Annotated in this window: 14 protein-coding genes; 9 read left to right on the top strand and 5 right to left on the bottom strand. The window is 59.0% G+C overall.

Annotated features, from left to right (window positions below; all coding sequences use genetic code 11):
• Positions 1-99 precede the first annotated feature (99 nt).
• Complete coding sequence (gene radC / locus KHA73_RS23485) at positions 100-783, bottom strand: RadC family protein (protein WP_234591381.1); 684 nt, start codon at positions 781-783, stop codon at positions 100-102.
• Between the two features lie 183 nt (positions 784-966).
• Between radC and coaBC the strand changes: the two genes are divergently transcribed.
• The 3 genes from coaBC to slmA all read left to right on the top strand — a co-directional run bounded on the left by coaBC (position 967) and on the right by slmA (position 3,478).
• Positions 967-2,184: a bifunctional phosphopantothenoylcysteine decarboxylase/phosphopantothenate--cysteine ligase CoaBC gene (gene coaBC / locus KHA73_RS23480; RefSeq protein WP_234587135.1), complete on the top strand. Its 1,218-nt coding sequence runs from the start codon at positions 967-969 to the stop codon at positions 2,182-2,184.
• On the top strand, positions 2,162-2,620 hold the full coding sequence (gene dut, locus KHA73_RS23475; protein ID WP_234587134.1) for a dUTP diphosphatase: 459 nt from the start codon (positions 2,162-2,164) through the stop codon (positions 2,618-2,620). Before coaBC ends, dut begins: the two co-directional genes overlap by 23 nt.
• A 261-nt stretch (positions 2,621-2,881) precedes the next feature.
• Positions 2,882-3,478 carry a nucleoid occlusion factor SlmA gene (slmA, locus tag KHA73_RS23470; protein WP_234587132.1) on the top strand — a complete coding sequence of 199 codons (597 nt, stop codon included), beginning with the start codon at positions 2,882-2,884 and terminating at the stop codon, positions 3,476-3,478.
• 33 nt (positions 3,479-3,511) lie between these two features.
• Here slmA and pyrE read toward each other — a convergent pair whose 3' ends face one another.
• A complete protein-coding gene (pyrE, locus tag KHA73_RS23465) occupies positions 3,512-4,153 on the bottom strand; it encodes an orotate phosphoribosyltransferase (protein ID WP_234587130.1) in 642 nt (213 codons plus the stop codon).
• Between the two features lie 93 nt (positions 4,154-4,246).
• Positions 4,247-4,963: a ribonuclease PH gene (gene rph / locus KHA73_RS23460; RefSeq protein ID WP_234587128.1), complete on the bottom strand. Its 717-nt coding sequence runs from the start codon at positions 4,961-4,963 to the stop codon at positions 4,247-4,249.
• Positions 4,964-5,088: 125 nt separating this feature from the next.
• Between rph and KHA73_RS23455 the strand changes: the two genes are divergently transcribed.
• Complete coding sequence (locus KHA73_RS23455; RefSeq protein WP_061799628.1) at positions 5,089-5,952, top strand: YicC/YloC family endoribonuclease; 864 nt, start codon at positions 5,089-5,091, stop codon at positions 5,950-5,952.
• 207 nt (positions 5,953-6,159) lie between these two features.
• Positions 6,160-7,344: a NupC/NupG family nucleoside CNT transporter gene (locus KHA73_RS23450; RefSeq protein ID WP_234587127.1), complete on the top strand. Its 1,185-nt coding sequence runs from the start codon at positions 6,160-6,162 to the stop codon at positions 7,342-7,344.
• Positions 7,345-7,377: 33 nt separating this feature from the next.
• Here the strand turns inward: KHA73_RS23450 and KHA73_RS23445 are convergent, their stop codons facing one another.
• Entirely contained in the window at positions 7,378-7,812 is a 435-nt protein-coding gene (locus tag KHA73_RS23445; RefSeq protein WP_234587125.1) for a DUF3574 domain-containing protein, read from the bottom strand.
• A 266-nt stretch (positions 7,813-8,078) separates the two neighbouring features.
• Between KHA73_RS23445 and KHA73_RS23440 the strand changes: the two genes are divergently transcribed.
• A complete protein-coding gene (locus KHA73_RS23440; protein WP_019452191.1) occupies positions 8,079-8,696 on the top strand; it encodes a trimeric intracellular cation channel family protein in 618 nt (205 codons plus the stop codon).
• Here KHA73_RS23440 and KHA73_RS23435 read toward each other — a convergent pair.
• Positions 8,690-9,586 carry a LysR family transcriptional regulator gene (locus KHA73_RS23435; protein WP_234587124.1) on the bottom strand — a complete coding sequence of 299 codons (897 nt, stop codon included), beginning with the start codon at positions 9,584-9,586 and terminating at the stop codon, positions 8,690-8,692. The genes KHA73_RS23440 and KHA73_RS23435 overlap by 7 nt on opposite strands.
• A gap of 117 nt (positions 9,587-9,703) precedes the next feature.
• On the opposite strand from KHA73_RS23435, the gene KHA73_RS23430 reads away from it, so the two are divergent.
• The 3 genes from KHA73_RS23430 to rpoZ all read left to right on the top strand — a co-directional run bounded on the left by KHA73_RS23430 (position 9,704) and on the right by rpoZ (position 12,402).
• Positions 9,704-11,224 carry an MFS transporter gene (locus KHA73_RS23430; RefSeq protein ID WP_234587122.1) on the top strand — a complete coding sequence of 507 codons (1,521 nt, stop codon included), beginning with the start codon at positions 9,704-9,706 and terminating at the stop codon, positions 11,222-11,224.
• 224 nt (positions 11,225-11,448) lie between these two features.
• Positions 11,449-12,072, top strand: a complete 624-nt coding sequence (gene gmk / locus KHA73_RS23425) for a guanylate kinase (RefSeq protein ID WP_061799631.1) — start codon at positions 11,449-11,451, stop codon at positions 12,070-12,072.
• 54 nt (positions 12,073-12,126) lie between these two features.
• On the top strand, positions 12,127-12,402 hold the full coding sequence (rpoZ, locus tag KHA73_RS23420) for a DNA-directed RNA polymerase subunit omega (protein WP_004931221.1): 276 nt from the start codon (positions 12,127-12,129) through the stop codon (positions 12,400-12,402).
• Positions 12,403-12,404 lie beyond the last annotated feature (2 nt).

Here is a 12,404-nt window from a genome sequence, read left to right as displayed (position 1 = left end):
AAACCCAAGATTCTCAAAGGTGGCGTAGTATACGCTCTGAAGCGTAAGTGCTCAAGTCCCGAACAGCTAAAGATCCCACAAGGATCGCGAAAAAATCGCTTAAAGCCATCCGCGCTCGGCAAAAGAGACGCATTCACCCCGGCCAATCACCAAGTGATCGAGCACTCGGATCTCCAATAACAGGCAGGCATTAACCACTTGCTCGGTTATCAAACGGTCGGCGTGACTGGGTTCAGCCTTACCCGAAGGGTGATTATGCGCCAGAATGACGGCGGCTGCATTAGCCTTCAACGCTGCGCGCACAATTTCTCTCGGGTAGACGACGACGCTGCTGATGGTACCAGCAAACATCTCCTGATGGCGAATAACCCGGTGCTGATTGTCTAAAAACAGTACCAGAAACACCTCGCGCTCGCGGTGCGCCAGCAGACTTTGCAGATAATGCTGGGTGATGCGCGGGTTGAGCATGGCGTTTTCCTCTGTCAGATGGCCGGAAAAGAAACGAAACGCCAGCTCTGAAATCGCCTGCAGCTGCGCGTAGCTGGCGTTGCCCAGCCCTTTCTGGCTGCAAAATAGCTGATGATCGGCCGACATCAGGTGATACAGCGAACCAAATTGCCGCAGCAGCTGCTCCGCCAGCTTTATCACGTGCAGGCCGGGCAGCCCGGTGCGCAGAAAAATGGCCAGCAGCTCCGCGTCGGATAACGCCGCCGCGCCATAACTCAACAGTTTCTCCCGCGGCGCCAGCGCACCCGGCCATAATGCTATTACCTTGTTACCCATCGTCATCCTCCCTGAAAGCGCCACAGCATGCCATGTGCACCCCGTGGCGTTCGACAGGTGTTTGATAACATTGCGAAGTGCTGCGCAAAGTGCGATGTAACGGGCTGCAGCCTCTGCGGAATCGCTCACCTGTCCGGCGGTTATGCTAAAATGGCGCATCTTTCGGCTTTCAATCGGACAATCATGATGACGGGACTTTCCGGCAAACATATTGTGCTTGGCATCAGCGGCGGTATCGCCGCCTACAAATGCCCTGAGCTGGTGCGCCGCCTGCGCGACAGGGGCGCTGAAGTGCGCGTGGTAATGACCGGCGCGGCCAAGGCGTTCATCACGCCGCTGACGCTGCAGGCCGTTTCCGGCTACCCGGTGTTCGACGATCTGCTGGATCCCGCCGCCGAAGCCGCCATGGGCCATATTGAGCTGGGCAAGTGGGCTGATCTGGTGATTCTGGCACCGGCGACCGCCGATCTGCTGGCGCGCGTCGCCGCCGGCATGGCCAACGATCTGCTGACCACCGTCTGCCTGGCCACCGCCGCACCCATTGCCGCCGCGCCGGCCATGAACCAGCAGATGTACCGCGCCGCCGCCACCCAGGCCAACCTGCAAACGCTGCAGGCGCGCGGCATGCTGCTCTGGGGGCCGGACAGCGGCAGCCAGGCCTGCGGCGACGTCGGCCCTGGCCGCATGCTTGATCCGCTGGAAATCGCCGATCTGGCGAACGCACATTTTTCCGCGCCGCAAGATCTGCAACATTTACAGATTATGATTACCGCCGGCCCCACGCGCGAAGCGCTGGATCCGGTGCGCTTCATCAGCAACCACAGCTCAGGCAAAATGGGGTTCGCCATTGCCCGCGCCGCCGCCGCGCGCGGCGCGCAGGTCACGCTGATCGCCGGGCCGGTCAACCTGCCGACGCCGCCGTGGGTCACCCGCGTGGACGTCACCAGCGCGTTGGAGATGGAGCAGGCGGTGCAGCAGCGCGCCGCACGGCAGAATATTTTCATTTCCTGCGCCGCCGTCGCCGATTACCGCCCCGAACAGATCGCCGATGAAAAAATTAAAAAACAGGGTGATGAAATCGTCCTCAAGATGGTAAAAAACCCCGATATCGTCGCCGGCGTGGCGGCGATGGCGAAAAATCGACCTTTTGTCGTTGGGTTTGCCGCCGAAACCCAGAATGTGGAAGAATACGCGCGACAAAAACTGGCGCGTAAGAAACTGGATTTGATTTGCGCTAATGATGTATCGCTTGCAGAGCATGGGTTCAACAGTGACACCAATGCGCTGCACCTTTTTTGGCAGGATGGAGAAAAGCGCCTAGCGCTGAGCGACAAGGCACTCCTTGGCCAACGTTTAATAGACGAGATAGTCAGCCGTTATGATGAAAAAAATCGACGTTAAGATCCTCGACCCGCGCATCGGTCAGGATTTCCCGCTACCGACCTACGCCACCCCGGGCTCCGCCGGTCTCGATCTGCGCGCCTGCCTGGACAGCGCGGTGGAACTGGCGCCGGGTGAAACCACGCTGCTGCCTACCGGCCTGGCAATCCACATCGCCGACGCCAACCTGGCGGCGGTGATCCTGCCGCGCTCCGGCCTCGGCCATAAGCACGGCGTGGTGCTGGGCAACCTGGTCGGCTTAATCGATTCCGATTATCAGGGCCAACTGATGGTATCCGTCTGGAACCGCGGCCAAAAATCCTTCACCATTGAGCCAGGCGAGCGCATCGCGCAGATGGTCTTCGTGCCGGTAGTGCAGGCCGAGTTCAATCTGGTGGAAGAGTTCGACAGCAGCGAACGCGGCGCCGGCGGCTTCGGCCACTCTGGCCGCCACTAAGCCAGAGGTAGCAAACGATGGCCGACAGGGAGATGTCGCCTGAAACCTTGCCGCCCCGGAGAGCAGGACATCTTCATGGCAAGGTTTGCTCGGCAATGATTGCAGCGCACACCAGGCAGCGCGGAGAACAAGGGTCGTTAAGGCCGCTGACCTCAGCATCCTAAAAAAAGCTATCACATAAGCCGCACAGAGTTTTCTCTGCAACGGCCGGTGCGCGGGTTTCCGAAAGTCTAAGCAGTTTTAGCAAGGGTCTAATCAGACATGGCAGAAAAAGAAAATACGAAAAGGAACCGGCGCGAGGAAATATTGCAGGCGTTAGCCCAGATGCTGGAATCCAGCGACGGCAGCCAGCGTATCACCACCGCCAAGCTTGCCGCTAACGTGGGGGTCTCCGAAGCTGCGCTGTACCGGCATTTTCCCAGCAAAACGCGGATGTTCGACAGCCTGATCGAATTTATTGAAGACAGCCTGATAACGCGCATCAACCTGATTTTGCAGGACGAAAAAGAGACGTTTAACCGCCTGCGCCTGATTCTGCTGCTGGTGCTGGGTTTTGCGGAACGCAACCCGGGGCTGACGCGCATCATGACCGGCCACGCGCTGATGTTTGAACAAGACCGCCTGCAGGGCCGCATCAACCAGCTGTTCGAACGCATCGAAGCGCAGCTGCGCCAGGTGTTGAAAGAACGCAAATTGCGTGAAGGCAAGGGATTTATCGTCGATGAAACGCTGTTGGCCAGCCAACTGCTGGCCTTCTGCGAAGGCATGCTGTCGCGCTATGTGCGCTCGGAATTCCGCTACCGCCCAACGCAGGAGTTCGACGGCCGCTGGCCGCTGCTGGCGGCGCAGCTGCAGTAATCTTAACGCCGGGCGCCCGCCCGGCGTTGTTATTTAGACGCCGTACTGCTCGCGATAGGCGCGCACCGCCGCCAGGCTCGCCGCCATTTCCGGTTTCTCTTCCAGATACGTAATCAAATCCTTCAGCGTCACGATAGAGATCACCTTACAGTGATAGTCGCGCTCCACTTCCTGAATGGCGGAAATATCCGCACGGCCGCGCTCCTGGCGGTCCAGCGAGATCAGCACGCCCGCCAGCGTGGCGCCGCTGGCGCCGATAATTTCCATCGACTCACGGATCGCGGTGCCGGCGGTGATCACATCGTCCACCAACATCACGCGGCCCTGCAGCGGGCTGCCCACCAGCGAGCCGCCTTCACCGTGGGTCTTGGCCTCTTTACGGTTGAAGCAGTAAGGCACGTCGCGCTCATGATGTTCCGCCAGCGCCACGGCGGTGGTGGTGGCGATCGGAATGCCTTTATACGCCGGGCCAAACAGCAGATCGAAATCGATGCCGGAATCCATCAGCGCTTCGGCGTAAAAACGCCCCAGCAGCGCAAGATCACGCCCGGTATTAAACAGGCCGGCATTGAAGAAATACGGGCTGGTGCGGCCGGATTTCAGGGTGAACTCGCCGAATTTCAATACCTGCTTGTTAAGCGCGAACTCGATAAACTGGCGCTGATAGGCTTTCATTACTGCTTCTCCTCGTCTGATCTTGATGTCTTGTTAATACTGCCGCCCGATCGACAGGCGTAAAAAAGGCGACTTCTCAGTCGCCTTGAAAAATTAGCCCGCCAGCGCCGCTTTCTGCGCCTGGAAGATGGTTTCGATGCCCCCTCGGGCCAGCGCCAACAGCGCCAACAGCTCGTCGTGGCTGAACGGCTCGCCTTCGGCGGTGCCCTGTACCTCGATCATGCGGCCGTCTTCCATCATCACCACGTTCATGTCGGTCTCGGCGGCGGAGTCTTCAACGTACTCCAGATCGCACAACGCTTCGCCGTTGACGATGCCGACGGAAACCGCCGCCACCAGCCCCTTCATTGGGTTGGCCTTCAGCTTGCCGTTGGCCACCAACGCGTTCAGCGCATCGGCCAGCGCCACGCAGGCGCCGGAAATGGAGGCGGTGCGGGTGCCGCCGTCGGCCTGCAGCACGTCGCAGTCGAGGGTGATGGTAAACTCACCGAGCTTTTTCAGATCGACTGCGGCGCGCAGCGAGCGGGCGATCAACCGCTGGATTTCCAGCGTGCGGCCGCCCTGCTTGCCTTTAGCGGCTTCGCGCGCGTTGCGGCTGTGGGTGGAGCGCGGCAGCATGCCGTACTCAGCGGTGATCCACCCCTGGCCCTGGCCTTTCAGGAAGCGCGGAACGCCCTCTTCTACCGTGGCGGTGCACAAAACTTTGGTATCGCCAAACTCAACCAGCACTGAGCCTTCTGCGTGTTTGGTATAGTGACGGGTCAGTGTCAGTGGGCGAACTTGTTGTGGTGCTCTGCCTGCAGGACGCATGGGCTTTCTCCGGCTTCAAATCAACTATTGGCTGCGCATTATACGGGCTTCGTGACGTAATGCCTATCCTGCCCGCAGCGGCGACGCTATAATCGCCCCATCTTTTCCTATTACGGGTACGCACAATGATCCGCAGCATGACCGCCTACGCCCGGCGTGAAATCAAGGGTGAATGGGGCAGCGCAGCCTGGGAGCTGCGTTCCGTTAACCAGCGCTACTTAGAAACCTACATCCGCCTGCCGGAACAATTCCGCAGCCTGGAGCCGGTGATCCGCGAACGTATCCGTGGCCGTCTGACCCGCGGCAAGGTCGAGTGCAACCTGCGCTTCGAACTGGACCCAAGCGCGCAAAGCTCGATGATCCTGAACGAGAAACTGGCCAAACAGCTGGTTGAAGCCGCCAACTGGGTGAAAATGCAGAGCGACGAAGGGGAAATCGACCCGATCGACGTGCTGCGCTGGCCGGGCGTTATGTCCGCTCAGGAGCAGGATCTGGATGCCATCAGCGCCGAGCTGATGCAGGCGTTGGACGGCGCGCTGGATGACTTCATCGCCGCGCGCGAAAGCGAAGGCACCGCGCTGAAAGCGCTGATCGAGCAGCGCCTCGACGGCGTCAGCGCCGAAGTGGTCAAGGTGCGCGCCCAGATGCCGAACATTCTGCAGTGGCAGCGTGAGCGCCTGGTCAGCAAGCTGGAAGAAGCCCAGGTGCAGTTGGAGAACACCCGGCTGGAGCAAGAGCTGGTGCTGATGGCGCAGCGTATCGACGTGGCCGAAGAGCTGGACCGCCTGGAAGCGCACGTGAAAGAAACGCACAACATCCTGAAGAAAAAAGAAGCCGTGGGCCGCCGCCTCGACTTTATGATGCAGGAATTCAACCGCGAATCGAACACGCTGGCTTCCAAATCGATCAATGCCGAGGTCACCACCTCCGCCATCGAGCTGAAGGTGTTGATCGAGCAAATGCGCGAGCAGATCCAAAACATCGAGTGATCGCCACTTCAGCTTCTCAAGCCCGCGCCATGCGGGCTTTTTGCTTTGGTTTACGAAAAACTGCCTTGAAGAGGGAGAAAATGACAATCGGCAACTTATCCCGCCTGCCGAAAGTATTTTGTTCTAATTATCACGCAAGGTAATGAAAGGCCGACAGAGCTGTGGCTAAATGTGTTTTTTTCTGCCCGTTAGCTTTACGGACCGTTTATGCCACAAATTCTGCAATTTATTATGGCCCTGGTGGTGATCATCGCCCTGGCGCTGCTGGTCAGCAATGACCGCAAGAAAATCCGCCTGCGCTATATCATCCAGCTGCTGGTTATCGAAGGCGCTCTGGCCTATTTCTTCCTGCATTCGGCGAGCGGCCTCAGCGTGATCAAGCACGTCGCCGGCTTCTTCGAAATTCTGCTCACCTACGCCGCGCAAGGCTCAGAGTTTGTGTTTGGCGGCATGAGCAAAGACGGCATGGCGTTTATCTTCCTCGGGGTTTTGTGCCCGATAATCTTTATTTCCGCGCTGATCGGTATTTTGCAACATTTCCGTATCCTGCCGCTGATCATTCGCGTGGTCGGCACGCTGTTGTCCAAGGTCAATGGCATGGGCAAGCTGGAGTCGTTCAACGCCGTCAGTACCCTGGTGTTGGGCCAGTCGGAAAACTTTATCGCCTACAAAGGCATCATTGGCGATATCTCGCCGCGCCGCATGTACACCATGGCCGCCACGGCCATGTCGACGGTATCGATGTCGATCGTCGGCGCCTATATGTCGATGATCGACGCGCAATATGTGGTGGCGGCGCTGATCTTAAACATGTTCAGCACCTTCATCATCCTCTCGATCATCAATCCCTATCAGGTAGAAGACGAACCGGAGCTGAAGCTGAGCAAGCTGCATGAAGACCAGAGCTTCTTCGAGATGCTGGGGGAATACATCCTGGCCGGCTTCAAGATTGCGATGATTATCGCCGCGATGCTGATCGGTTTTATTGCGCTGATCTCCGCCGTTAACGCGCTGTTCGCCGCCGTTTTCGGCATCAGCTTCCAGCAGATCCTGGGTTATGTGTTCTATCCGCTGGCCTGGCTGATCGGCATCCCGGCGCAGGACGCGCTGCAGGCCGGCAGCATCATGGCCACCAAGCTGGTGGCCAATGAGTTTGTTGCGATGATAGAGCTGAAGAAAATCGCCGCCGAACTGTCACCGCGCGGCATCGGCATTTTGTCGGTGTTCCTGGTGTCGTTCGCCAACTTCGCCTCCATCGGCATCGTCGCCGGAGCCATCAAAGGGCTGAACGAACGCCAGGGCAACGTGGTTTCCCGCTTCGGCCTGAAGCTGGTCTATGGCTCCACGCTGGTTAGCCTGCTATCGGCCGCCGTCGCCGGGCTGGTGCTCTAATCGCGCATCCCGGCCTGCGGGCCGGGATAGCCGTCAAAACGCCACGCACACCGGCGCATCCACCCGCATCACCGAATCCTGTGCAAACTGCCGCTTGTAGCTGCTGCGCAGGGCTTCGATATTCCCCTCGCTCTCTTTACCCGGCGCATGGATCAGCAGCAGCGCCTTGCTGTTTTCACGTGCCAGTTTGCCGTCGTTGCCCAGCCACTGCCCCTTGGCGTCAAACACCGACAGCCCGTCTTTAAAGCGCGGCGTCACCTGCCGATCGACAAAGGTCTGCCATTCGGCGGCGGTGATTGCCGGGCCTGCGGGGCGGTTGAGGCCAAAATAGAGCGTGGTCTGGATCATCGGATCGCCGGCGTTGCAGGCTGGAGCCGGTTTTGGCGCCAGGCCGTTATGGCCCGGCGCCGCGCAGCTGCTCAGCAACATGGCGGCGACCGCCGCAACCAGCATCGGGGTGTGTTTCATGATGTCGTGATTCCTCATTGGGGGCCGTCCGGCCCGATCATCGCCTGCAAAAAGCATAGTCAGCGGCGGAAACTAACGCGAAATTTCTAATGCTTTTATCAGTGCGGTAATGTTAAAAAAGGCAGAAGGCAAGTATAAAAACGCGAATATAAATTAGTTAAACTAATCCGAAATTCCATTGGTGAAAAAAACTCAGTGGCGCACAGCCCCGGCGGCAATTACCCTGCCGGCCAGCGTATTTATCCCTGCCACCCAGTGAAAACCTTATGTTACTGAGCATTCTTTATATCATCGGCATCACCGCCGAAGCCATGACCGGCGCGTTGGCCGCCGGCCGCCGCCAGATGGACATGTTTGGCGTGATTATCATCGCTTCGGTCACGGCGATCGGCGGCGGTTCGGTGCGCGATATGCTGCTCGGCCATTTCCCACTGGGCTGGGTCAAGCATCCGGAATATATCGTGATTGTCGCCATTGCGGCGATTGTCACCACCTGGGTGGCGCCGCTGATGCGCCACCTGCGCCGCCTGTTTCTGGTGCTGGACGCCGTGGGTCTGATTGTGTTTTCCATCATTGGCGCGCAGGTCGCGCTGGATATGGGGCACAGCGCGATCATCGCCGCGATTGCCGCGGTGATCACCGGCGTCTTCGGCGGCGTGCTGCGCGATATGTTCTGCAACCGTATCCCGCTGGTGTTTCAAAAAGAAATTTACGCCGGCATCTCCTTCAGCGCCGCCTGGCTGTATATCGGCCTGCAGCATCTCAGCCTGCCGCATAATCTGGTGGTGATCATCACCCTGGTGGCCGGGTTGAGCGCGCGCCTGATCGCCCTGCGTTTTCGCCTGGGTCTGCCGGTGTTCAACTACCAGCATCCGGATCACTGACGATGCGGCAGCATGTGCTGCGCCAAATAGTCCACAAACACTCTGACTTTGGGCAACATATGGCGGTTTGACGGCCAAACCGCGGAGAAAAAACCCTGCTCAGGGGTGTGATTCTCCAACACCGCCGTCAGCCGCCCGGCCTGCAACGCCGGCCCCAGGGAGAAATCCGGCAGATAAGCAATGCCCAGCCCTTCCTGCGCGGCGTGAATTAGCCCCTCGACGCTGTTGAAGCTCATCGTCACCGGCAGCCTTAGCTGCAGCGCGTCGTCGCCTGTCTGCAACAGCCACGCCTGCAGCTGTTGCCCGCTTGGGAAACGATAGCGCAGGCAATCGTGATCGAGTAAATCCGTCGGGGTCAACGGCGTGCCTCGTCGGCGAAAATAGTCCGGCGCACCGACCAATACCTGTCGAAACGGCCCAATGCGGCGCACCATCAAGCGTGAATCGGCCAGCTCGCCGCCGCGCACCGCCACGTCTATCCCCTCGGCGATCAGGTCCACTATCCGGTCGTTAAAATCCACGTTCAGTTCGACCTCGGGATAACGCGCCCTAAACTCAGCCAATAGCGGCACCAGCATGCGATAACCGATGGCGGGCATGCTAACCCGCAGCCTGCCGCGCGGCGCATCCGAGATGCGCGCCATTTCGGCTTGGGCATTTTCAATTTCGCTGACGATGCGCTGGCAGCGTTCGAAGAACAGCGCCCCTTCATCGGTCAAATTAATCCGCCGGGTGCTGCGGTTGAACAACCTGACGCCCAACGATTCCTCCAGCCGCGCAATGCTCTTGCCAATGGCGGAGGCCGAGACCCCCAGTCGTTCTCCGGCGGCGACGAAACTGCGCAATTCGGCGGCGCGCACAAAAGCCAACAGCCCGCTCAGACTTTCCATCAGCGTCTCCAATTAGAGCGTTTTTGTCCTTAAAGTATGGAATATAGCCTTATTTTTTGCCGATTAAATCCTCTTTATCATCATTGTCCATCACGCGCCCCTTTACCGGAGTTCCCCATGAACGATCATCCCCCCTATCAAGAGAGCACGCACCCGCAGCGCTGGGTGATCCTGTTCTCCGTCTGCCTGGCCGGCCTGATCATGCCGATCAACTTTACCGGCCCGGCAGCCTCTCTGTCCGCCATCGCCACCAGGTTGGGCGGCGGCATGGTGGCCCTGAGCTGGGTCACCAATGCCTTTATGCTGACCTTTGGCTGCAGCCTGATGATCGCCGGTACTTGCGCCGACCGTTTCGGGCGTAAGCGGATATTTGTCGGTGGGCTGGCGGCGCTCACCCTGAGTTCGCTGGCCATGCCGGCGGTGCAAAATATTTTGTCCTTCGACGCGCTCCGGGCGTTGCAGGGCTTTGCCGCAGCCGCGGCGTTTGCCGGCGGCACTGCGGGGCTGGCTCAGGTGTTTAGCGGGGCCGAACGGACCAAAGCCTTCAGCCTGTTAGGCACCACCTTCGGCCTCGGTCTGGCGTTTGGCCCGTTGCTGGCCGGATTGCTAACGCAGCACTTTGGCTGGCAGGCCATTTTTCTGTTCGTGGCGCTGCTGAGCGCCATAGCCCTGCTCAGCGGCCTGCGCTATATGCCCGAATCCCGCGATCCCGCCGCCTCGACGCTGGACTGGCCCGGTGCGGCCACCTTTACACTCGCTCTGACGCTGTTGACCTATGCCGTGCTGCTGGTGCCCGACAGCGGCTGGGGCAGCGCAACGGTGCTCGTCCCGCTGCTTGGCGCGCTGCTGTGCATGCTGGCCTTTATCGCGGTCGAGCGGCGCATGCAGCGGCCAATGCTCGATCTGTCGCTGTTCCGCTACCCGCGTTTTGTCGGCGTGCAGTTTCTGGCGGCGGCGCCGGCCTATTCCTACGTGGTGCTGTTGGTATTGCTGCCGCAGCGGTTTATCGGTATTGAAGGCTACAGCGCCGTCAAAGCCGGCATGATGATGATGGCGCTGTCCGCGCCGTTGCTGGTCTTGCCAATCCTGGCTGGGCTGCTGGCGCGGCGTTTTTCCGCCGGCGTCATTTCAAGCCTGGGCCTGCTCACGTGTGCCGCCGGTTTGGTGTGGCTGGCGCAGTACTCGCCGGGACAGCCGTTCATGCGGCTGGTACTGCCGATGCTCACTATTGGCTGCGGCATCAGCCTGCCCTGGGGATTGATGGATGGCCTGGCGGTCAGCGTAGTGCCGCGGGAGCGCGCGGGCATGGCCACCGGTATTTTCAGCACGGTCCGCGTCGCTGGAGAAGGCATCGCACTGGCGGTGGTGGGTGCTTTGCTGGCCATGCTGGTGGAGCGGCATTTCCCACTTCCGCCGCCGGCGGACGCCGGTGCGGTCGCCCATCGTCTGGCTCTGGGGAACCTGCTCAATACCGACGCCGGGCAGCTTAAGCAAAGCTACGAGTCTGCGTTTAATCTCCTGTTGCAGATTCTGGCGCTGACGACGCTATTTTCCGCCATCATCGTTTTTCTGTTTCTGCGCCATCCCGCTGAACGGGTGGATCCTGTGCAACCTCCCCGCGCGGCAAATCTCGAATAAATTGTCATCTGCGAAGCGGCGCGCAAAAGCGCCGCCTTTTACGGCAAAACCGCATATATTTACCCATCCGTCGCGCAAATCCGCCATTTTGACGTTTTTTCACCACAAAGACGCGGGCAAAATGCGAGCTAACGCTGCATCCCGCGCGTTAGCCGTGTATACTGTGCGGAGAAAATACACATCCGCTGTTATTGGCATATCAACCGCTATCAACGAACATCATCATGGCTCAAGGCACGCTTTATATTGTCTCTGCTCCCAGTGGCGCAGGTAAATCAAGTCTGATTCAGGCTTTGTTAAAGACGCAACCGCTGTACGACACGCAGGTTTCGGTTTCGCACACTACGCGCGACAGCCGCCCGGGCGAACTTCACGGCGAGCATTATTTCTTCGTCTCAAAAGATGAATTCCGCCGGATGATTGAGCAGGATGCGTTTCTTGAGCATGCCGAAGTGTTCGGCAACTATTACGGCACCTCGCGCGCCGCCATCGAGCAAGTCTTGTCGACGGGCGTAGACGTTTTTCTGGATATCGACTGGCAGGGCGCGCAGCAAATCCGCGCCAAAATGCCGCAGGCGCGCAGCATCTTCATTCTGCCGCCGTCCAAGGAAGAACTGGGCCGCCGCCTGCGCGGCCGCGGGCAAGACTCCGAAGAGGTGATCGCCAAGCGCATGGCTCAGGCCGTAGCGGAAATGACGCACTACGCGGAGTACGATTATTTAATCGTGAACGATGATTTCGATCTGGCGCTGTCCGATCTGAAAACCATTATTCGCGCCGAACGCCTGCGTTTAGGCCGCCAATTATTGCGGCATGACGCTTTAATCAGCAAACTATTGGCAGACTGAAGGCAGTTTCAGTATTATGCCCAGTCTTTTCGTCACCTGTGGAGTAGCACAAATATGGCACGCGTAACTGTTCAAGACGCTGTAGAGAAAATTGGTAACCGTTTTGACCTGGTGTTGGTCGCTGCTCGTCGGGCGCGTCAAATCCAGACCGGCGGCAAAGATGCACTGGTTCCGGAAGAGAACGACAAGTACACCGTTATCGCCCTGCGCGAAATCGAAGAAGGCCTGATCACCAGCCAGATCCTCGATGTGCGTGAGCGTCAAGAGCAGCAAGAGCAGGAAGCCGCAGAGATCCAGGCGGTTACCGCGATTGCTGAAGGTCGTCGTTAATT

This window comes from Serratia entomophila (genome assembly GCF_021462285.1).
Classification (GTDB): Bacteria; Pseudomonadota; Gammaproteobacteria; order Enterobacterales; family Enterobacteriaceae; genus Serratia; species Serratia entomophila.
The sequence above is the reverse complement of the archived record's forward strand: the minus strand, read 5'-3'. Positions and strand labels throughout refer to the sequence as shown.

Excerpts from the sequence above, each read along its gene's own strand:
- gmk (WP_061799631.1), top strand. The coding sequence starts at position 11,449 with ATGGCTCAAGGCACGCTTTATATTGTCTCTGCTCCCAGTGGCGCAGGT.
- coaBC (WP_234587135.1), top strand. The coding sequence starts at position 967 with ATGATGACGGGACTTTCCGGCAAACATATTGTGCTTGGCATCAGCGGC.
- dut (WP_234587134.1), top strand. The coding sequence starts at position 2,162 with ATGATGAAAAAAATCGACGTTAAGATCCTCGACCCGCGCATCGGTCAG.
- KHA73_RS23455 (WP_061799628.1), top strand. The coding sequence starts at position 5,089 with ATGATCCGCAGCATGACCGCCTACGCCCGGCGTGAAATCAAGGGTGAA.
- rph (WP_234587128.1), bottom strand. The coding sequence starts at position 4,963 with ATGCGTCCTGCAGGCAGAGCACCACAACAAGTTCGCCCACTGACACTG.
- KHA73_RS23445 (WP_234587125.1), bottom strand. The coding sequence starts at position 7,812 with ATGAAACACACCCCGATGCTGGTTGCGGCGGTCGCCGCCATGTTGCTG.
- KHA73_RS23435 (WP_234587124.1), bottom strand. The coding sequence starts at position 9,586 with ATGGAAAGTCTGAGCGGGCTGTTGGCTTTTGTGCGCGCCGCCGAATTG.
- radC (WP_234591381.1), bottom strand. The coding sequence starts at position 783 with ATGGGTAACAAGGTAATAGCATTATGGCCGGGTGCGCTGGCGCCGCGG.
- KHA73_RS23450 (WP_234587127.1), top strand. The coding sequence starts at position 6,160 with ATGCCACAAATTCTGCAATTTATTATGGCCCTGGTGGTGATCATCGCC.
- KHA73_RS23430 (WP_234587122.1), top strand. The coding sequence starts at position 9,704 with ATGAACGATCATCCCCCCTATCAAGAGAGCACGCACCCGCAGCGCTGG.
- slmA (WP_234587132.1), top strand. The coding sequence starts at position 2,882 with ATGGCAGAAAAAGAAAATACGAAAAGGAACCGGCGCGAGGAAATATTG.
- pyrE (WP_234587130.1), bottom strand. The coding sequence starts at position 4,153 with ATGAAAGCCTATCAGCGCCAGTTTATCGAGTTCGCGCTTAACAAGCAG.
- KHA73_RS23440 (WP_019452191.1), top strand. The coding sequence starts at position 8,079 with ATGTTACTGAGCATTCTTTATATCATCGGCATCACCGCCGAAGCCATG.
- rpoZ (WP_004931221.1), top strand. The coding sequence starts at position 12,127 with ATGGCACGCGTAACTGTTCAAGACGCTGTAGAGAAAATTGGTAACCGT.